Here is a 6,990-nt window from a genome sequence, read left to right on the forward strand (position 1 = left end):
TCTATCCTCTCATCAACTTATCTATTTCATTAAACTGCTTCCCCATATTCAAATTTAAATATATTGTATAAAGAGGAAGTGCCCATTTTTCCTTTTGATCAGGAGCCAATGCACGATATTTCTCTAAATAAGGTAAGGCTTTTTTAAAGAGATCATGCACCTGATTGTATTTCTTTCCACCAGTTTTTCTATTCTTATCCAACTCTATTGCCTGATCAAACAGCGCCAAACCGGCATTTAAATAGGCATCAGCAAGTGAATCGTTTTCAGCTATCAGTTGCTCACTCAAAGCAAAACACTCTTTATATTGCCCCATTGTCAACAATAAAGAGCTCTTGGCAAAACGGAAAAGAGTGCTTGTTGAATCTATCTTCAACGCCTCATTACACGTCTTCATGGCCTCACTATAGCTGCCGTTATGTCTATAATAGTCTACCAAACGTGGAAAAAAGAAAGGAAACTTCGGATAACTTTGGAAGCCATCTTTTAGCGTCTGCACATAACGAGCCGTATCTTGTTCGAGCTTATAAGTATCGGCAAGATATTGTAACATATAAGGCAGATGCAAACTATCCTTTAATGCCAAATAAGTATGGCGCAAAGTGAGTTGCGGATTCTGTAGTTTATAGCCACAATATGAAGCCCAATAACCAGCCTCGGGCAAGCGTTTATCGCGTTGTGCATAATGTAATTGTTCAAACATTGGCTTTGAAGCCGTGTTGATATAGGTATCAAACAGGTCGAAAGCACGTGTAAAGTCTTGTTTCTTCATAAAGAACGCCCCCCCATTAAAGAGGTTTGGACGGATTAGATTGAGGGCTTCTGCACTGCGCGCGCGGTGTTTCAGTTTTACTCTTCCATGCGAATCGGGCTGTCGGTCCAGTGAATCTAAGGCCTCAAGCGTATCAAACATTCGTTTGCCAACAAGGAATAAAGCCGTTGTATCATACTTTTCTTTCAGATAAAGCTTTTCATTTCCCTGTTCATATTGTTTGCGTTGAGCCTCAAAAAGCAGTATCCACAACTTCTCATTACTACGAGACGACGAATCGTTCAGCAAGTCAGTGAGAAGTTTTTCAGCCTGATTGAGGTTCTTTCCACTCTTAATATAGTCTTTTGCTTGTGTTATTGTTTTCTTCTGTCCCCAAAGAATCATTGGGAAACAGAGTAATAACGGAATCAGAAATCTTTTCATTTTGTTTGTAATCCTAATACTTTATCTACTTCGTTGAGTAATCTTTTCCACGCCACAATCTGTTGTTTGTCATCCAAAACAGAGGTCTGCACCAACCAAGTGCGTGCGGTTTGATAGAGTTCTTTCACTTGATTTCTATCTTTCTTGGGAAGTTTTCGCCGACCATTCATCAAGCTATCACGGAGCTCTTCGGCTTTAGAAACGTAGCAAACTCCTATATTATAGACCGCCTGCACATAGTTACTGTCGATAGCAATGGCCTGTTTGAAACTACTGATAGCATCATCCCATCGCTTCTTTTGCATCTCGATGTCTCCTTTCAAGACCCATGCACGTCGATTCTTCGGATGTTTTTGAAGATCCATTTCAGCAAACTTAGCCAGCTGTTGCTGCTTATCTTTCAGCCCAGAATAGTAATCTATGAGCATCTTATAATAGATGTCATTCGCTGGTGCCATGTCATAGAGCGACGTCAAGGCCGTGATATATTTCGCTGAATCGACCTCTGTGTAGAGATGAGTCTTCATGCAATTAATCTTTATTTCGGCTGCACCTTTAGCATAGTTTGCATCTTTCAATGCGACATCTGCATAGCGTTCGGCTTCTGCATAGTTCTCTTTTCCATAGGAAAGCAAGCTTACATAATAAGCCACTAAACCTCGGTTATTGTCATTCCCATGGAAAAGAGGACCATCTATACAATCAAGATAGAGTTTGAAATACTGCATAGCCTCATCATTCTTACGCAAACCATATTCATACATGCCTGCATCGACAAGTAAAGGGAGGAAAGGTGAAAGCCGCTTTTGATTCAAAAAGCGATAACGGGGATTGCTTCTTCCCTTCTTATCTGCCATTGTATCAAAATGATCGCATAGCACTGCATCTCGCATCAAATGCTTGATTGCTTTATAATAAGCAATCGTATCAGATTTAATGGCAGTCAAACTATCAAGCTTTCTGTCAATTCCGGCATTGAGTTTCTTGGCCGTTTTACGTGCATCTTGCCCATAAGCTTGGAACGAGAAGACAAAACTAACAAGAAGGAATGAGATGAGAATACGACCTTTCATATATTATTTCAGATGAAAAAAGGGATAGTAACACAGCCAAAGCCATGTACTATCCCCTATAATAGAATATTATTTATTCAATGCTTCCATCTCTTTGGTACGGCTGTCTGCTGCACCATAGAGGCTGTAATATACGGCATAGAGAGGATAACTCCAGTTTGCCTTCTCACGATTTGGGTCAAGGCTGCGTGCCTGCTCAAGGTAACCCTCACTCTCTTTATAGAGTTTCTGCTGCTCAGCTTTGCTTACTCCGTCTTTAGCAGCTTGTGCATTGAGGCAGAATCCAAGGTATGTGAGAACGATAACATTCTTTCCATCCTTTGCAATTGACTTCTTGTAACACTCTACAGCCTCTGCAGGCTTATTAGCATTCATCTCGATTTGGCCTTTCAACGCCCATGCTAAGGCATTTGTTGGGTCTACTGCGAGCTTGTCATTTAACAGTTTATCCTGCTCACTTGTCATCTTCAGACTACCACAAAGCGTTACAAGATTGGAGAAAATCTGCTCGTTGTTAGCATCCTTTGCATAGAGATCTCTCAGCGTATTTACATACTTCACAGAGTCTTCCTTAGTCTTTAGGCCCTGTTGCATGATATAAAGCTTCAAGTTTAGCGCGTCTTTATAAGCAGCTGTGTCCTTCATTGCAACATCAATATACTTATTTGCGCGATCCATATCCTTTGCCTGGAAAGCGTAAACACCAGCAACGCGTGCAACTTCTCCTAAGTAAGTATCGGGAGTTTTGCTCTTATCGATGCTCTTGAACAATGGATTTTCTGCACTTTCTACATACATTCCAAAGAACTTCAAGGCTTCAGGCTGATTGTTTTGTTGGCCTGCAGTCTGTCCTGCGTTAATCAAATTAGGACGCAAACCATAAAGACGATTGGCATTGTTGCTTTCGAATCTTGGTTTCACCTTGCCCTTTTCATTCGGCTTCTGGTCGTATTCGTTACAGAGAATTGCATCGTTAATAGCATCATAAACTGCTTTGTTGAAACCTAAAGTGTCATAAGCAGTCTCCTTACCTTGACCAAACTGCTTGGCCATCTGATTTGCGGTGATGGTCGCTTGCTCTTTAGATACTTTCTCCATTGCAAGATCTACAAGCTTATTATAAGCCTTTGCTTTCTCTGCATCATTAGCAAGTTGGTTGAGGTTTGCCTTTACCAACTCTTGTGCTTCAGCATAAGTCTTTGCCTTAAGTATGGCTTTTAAAGCCTCACTGTCACCTGCAAAAGCTGCTGATGTGGTAAGCAGCATCATTGCTGCAATCATTAACTTTTTCATATTACGTTTGTTATTAAAAGGTTTATCATTCTTCATTATCATCGTCTTCGAAGTCAACGAGTGGCTCTTCTTCGACATCACTGTTGGTTTCTGACAAAGAATCTTTCTTTATTTCTTCTGTCTTGTTGGCCCATTGCGCACGACTTTCTTCTTCAACAGTAGCCTCAAGTTCTGAACTCATGACTTTACAAACACTGGCAATGACATCATTTTTCTTTGCAAGATTTATCAAACGAACACCTTGTGTAGCGCGTCCCATCACACGAACGTCAGCAACAGCCAAACGAATCACTACTCCACTCTTGTTGATAATCATTAAATCGTTTTCATCTGTAACGTTCTTGATGCTCACAAGTCGGCCCGTCTTTTCTGTAATGGCTAAGGTCTTAACACCTTTTCCGCCACGGTTTGTGACACGATAGTCTTCAACCTGACTACGTTTTCCATAGCCTTGCTCGCTGACTACCATAACACTTTCGCTCTCAGCTTCGTTGACTGTCACCATGCCTACAACTTCATCGTCGCCTCCATCGAGTCGCATGCCACGAACACCTGTAGCGGTTCGTCCCATGGTTCGGATGGTATTCTCATTGAATCTCACAGCTCGTCCGTTGCGGTTTGCCATGATAAGTTCGTTTGATCCGTTAGTCAAGCGCACGTCAACCACCTCATCTCCGTCCACAATATTGATAGCAATCACGCCGTTAGCACGTGGTCTACTGTAAGCTTCGAGACTTGTTTTCTTCACTGTTCCGTTCTTGGTTGCAAAGATAACATAATGAGAATTATTAAATGATTCGTCTGTTAATGTGGTCAAACGAAGTATTGCATTGATGGCATCATCGCTCTCAATGTTGAGCATATTCTGTATTGCTCGGCCCTTACTATTGCGATCTCCCTCAGGAATTTCAAAGCACTTGAGCCAATAACAGCGTCCTTTCTTCGTAAAGAAGAGCATCGTTTGATGCATTGTTGCAGGATAAATAAACTCCGTGAAGTCTTGTTCGCGGTGACGTGCAGCCTTTGCTCCCACTCCACCTCGAGCTTGTTCGCGGAACTCACTCAGCGGCGTGCGCTTGATATATCCCATGTGACTCACAGTGATTACCACTGGATCATTTGGATAGAAATCTTCGGGATTGAACTCTTCGCTTGAATATTTGATTTCTGTGCGACGCTCGTCACCATATTTCTCTTTTACTTCGTTAAGCTCATCCTTCATCACCTTCTTGCAAAGTTCTGGGTCATCAAGAATCTGTTGCAAGTAAGCAATCTGACGTTCCAACTCTTCATACTCTGCATGCAATTGGTCCATACGCAGTCCGGTCAGCTGACTCAAACGCATATCTACAATGGCCTTACTCTGCAACTCGTCAAGATTGAAGCGCTGTTCCAAGTTGCGTTGTGCATCGGCAGGAGTCTTACTTGCTCGAATAATGTGTACAACCTCATCGATGTTATCACAAGCGATAATCAAGCCTTCAAGGATATGAGCACGCTCTTGCGCCTTCTTCAAATCGTATTTTGTGCGTCGAATAGTCACATCATGACGATGTTCAACGAAATATTTCACACATTCTTTCAGGCTCAATAGCCGTGGACGACCTTTTACAAGCGCGATGTTGTTTACAGAGAAAGAGCTTTGCAAAGCGGTCATCTTGAAGAGTTTGTTCAAGATTACATTTGCATTTGCATCACGCTTAACATCTATCACAATACGCATTCCCTGCCGGCCAGACTCATCATTGGCATTGCTGATGCCATCAATGCGACCTTCTTTCACCAGGTCTGCAATGTTTTCAATCAACAATTGCTTGTTAACCCCATAAGGAATCTCTGTTACAACAATCTTGTCATGGCTTTCGCCGCTTTCGATTTCGGCTTTAGCACGCATCACGATACGCCCTCTACCGGTCTCATAAGCCTGGCGCACACCCTGTATGCCATAAATATAGGCACCCGTTGGGAAGTCTGGGGCCTTGATATACTGCATCAAGCCATCAAGGTCTATGTCGGGATTGTCAATATAAGCACAACATCCTTCAATAACTTCGCTAAGGTTGTGTGTCGGCATATTCGTAGCCATACCAACGGCAATACCATTACCGCCGTTTACAAGAAGATTCGGAATCTTTGTCGGCATGACGCTCGGTTCGACAAGGGTATCATCGAAGTTGTTCGTCATGTCTACGGTATCTTTCTCCAGGTCGTCCATGATGTGCTCACCCATCTTGCTGAGTCGACACTCCGTATAACGCATGGCAGCTGGTGAGTCGCCGTCGATTGAACCGAAGTTTCCCTGACCGTCAACAAGTGTATAACGCATATTCCAGTCCTGCCCCATGCGAACAAGCGCACCATACACTGATGAATCGCCGTGAGGATGGTATTTACCCAACACCTCACCTACAACGCGTGCACACTTCTTATAAGGTTTATCACTGGTATTGCCGATTCCCAGCATACCATAAAGAATACGACGATGCACAGGCTTAAAACCATCTCTAACATCTGGAAGCGCACGAGCCACGATAACTGACATCGAATAATCGATGTAAGAGGACTTCATTTCTTCCTCAATGTTGATTCTTAAAATCCTGTCATTGTCAATTGTTTGATTTTCGTCCATTGATGTAATTGATCGTTATTATTAGCTGTTTGCTATAAAACGAAAGTAAAACAAAAATGCCTCAAAGGGTGTTTATTTTCGTTCTAAGCGATTTTCTACCTTTTTTCAAGGGTGCTAATTTACTACTTTTTTTTGATAACCAAGTCGACTGAAGCCTTAAAATCGAATAAATTACGATTTATTGACGAAAGAAATTCGCAATTTGTGTCCAGAATTTCAGCAGAAGAAATTAAAAACCATGAATGAATCCACCATGGTGAATGTTACAACCATGCAATGCCATAGATATTATATCGGCATTTCCATGAGTGAATCCATAATTGCGAATGTTGCAACGATACAACGCCGTAGATATTATGTCGGCGTTTCCATGAATGAATCCATAATTGCGAATGTTGCAACGATGCAACGCCGTAGGTGTTGTTCTTTTGATAGCCCAGGGTTGGCGAGGAACGAGCCTACCCTGGGTAAGCGTTCGCAAGGAGATTCAACGCCATAGGTGTTGAGCTTTTTTGAGAAAACATGATTATAGCGAGAGGATTCATGGTGGATTAATCAAAAAAGCGCAACACCTACGGCGTTGTTCTCCACAAACCATACCCTAACCCAGGGTAGCCTGCACTATCGTTTGGCAACCCTGGGCTATCAAAAGCAGAACCCCTATGGGGTTCGTCTCTCTCATGAACTTCCTTTGCGCCGCTCTTCCTTTTGACAATAGATGAAATTAAAAAAGCGCAACGCCGTAGATATTATGCCAGCACTTCCATGAATGAATCCACCATGACGAATGTTATAACCAC

General features: G+C 42.3%; 5 protein-coding genes. 1 reads left to right on the forward strand and 4 read right to left on the reverse strand.

Annotated features, from left to right (window positions below):
• Position 1 precedes the first annotated feature (1 nt).
• From HMPREF9420_RS03385 to gyrA, 4 genes are all read right to left on the reverse strand, one after another.
• Positions 2-1,195, reverse strand: a complete 1,194-nt coding sequence (locus tag HMPREF9420_RS03385; protein WP_007134031.1) for a tetratricopeptide repeat protein — start codon at positions 1,193-1,195, stop codon at positions 2-4.
• Complete coding sequence (locus HMPREF9420_RS03390) at positions 1,192-2,268, reverse strand: tetratricopeptide repeat protein (protein ID WP_007134032.1); 1,077 nt, start codon at positions 2,266-2,268, stop codon at positions 1,192-1,194. The genes HMPREF9420_RS03385 and HMPREF9420_RS03390 overlap by 4 nt, the downstream gene beginning before the upstream one ends.
• A 69-nt stretch (positions 2,269-2,337) precedes the next feature.
• Entirely contained in the window at positions 2,338-3,561 is a 1,224-nt protein-coding gene (locus tag HMPREF9420_RS03395) for a tetratricopeptide repeat protein (RefSeq protein ID WP_044079062.1), read from the reverse strand.
• 25 nt (positions 3,562-3,586) lie between these two features.
• Complete coding sequence (gene gyrA / locus HMPREF9420_RS03400; protein ID WP_007134034.1) at positions 3,587-6,190, reverse strand: DNA gyrase subunit A; 2,604 nt, start codon at positions 6,188-6,190, stop codon at positions 3,587-3,589.
• A gap of 238 nt (positions 6,191-6,428) precedes the next feature.
• Between gyrA and HMPREF9420_RS13845 the strand changes: the two genes are divergently transcribed.
• Positions 6,429-6,689, forward strand: coding sequence for a tetrahydrofolate synthase (locus HMPREF9420_RS13845; RefSeq protein ID WP_147625594.1), 261 nt, complete (start codon positions 6,429-6,431; stop codon positions 6,687-6,689).
• The last annotated feature ends 301 nt before the right edge of the window (positions 6,690-6,990 follow it).

The sequence above is a fragment of the Segatella salivae DSM 15606 genome, assembly GCF_000185845.1.
GTDB classification, from domain to species: Bacteria; Bacteroidota; Bacteroidia; order Bacteroidales; family Bacteroidaceae; genus Prevotella; species Prevotella salivae.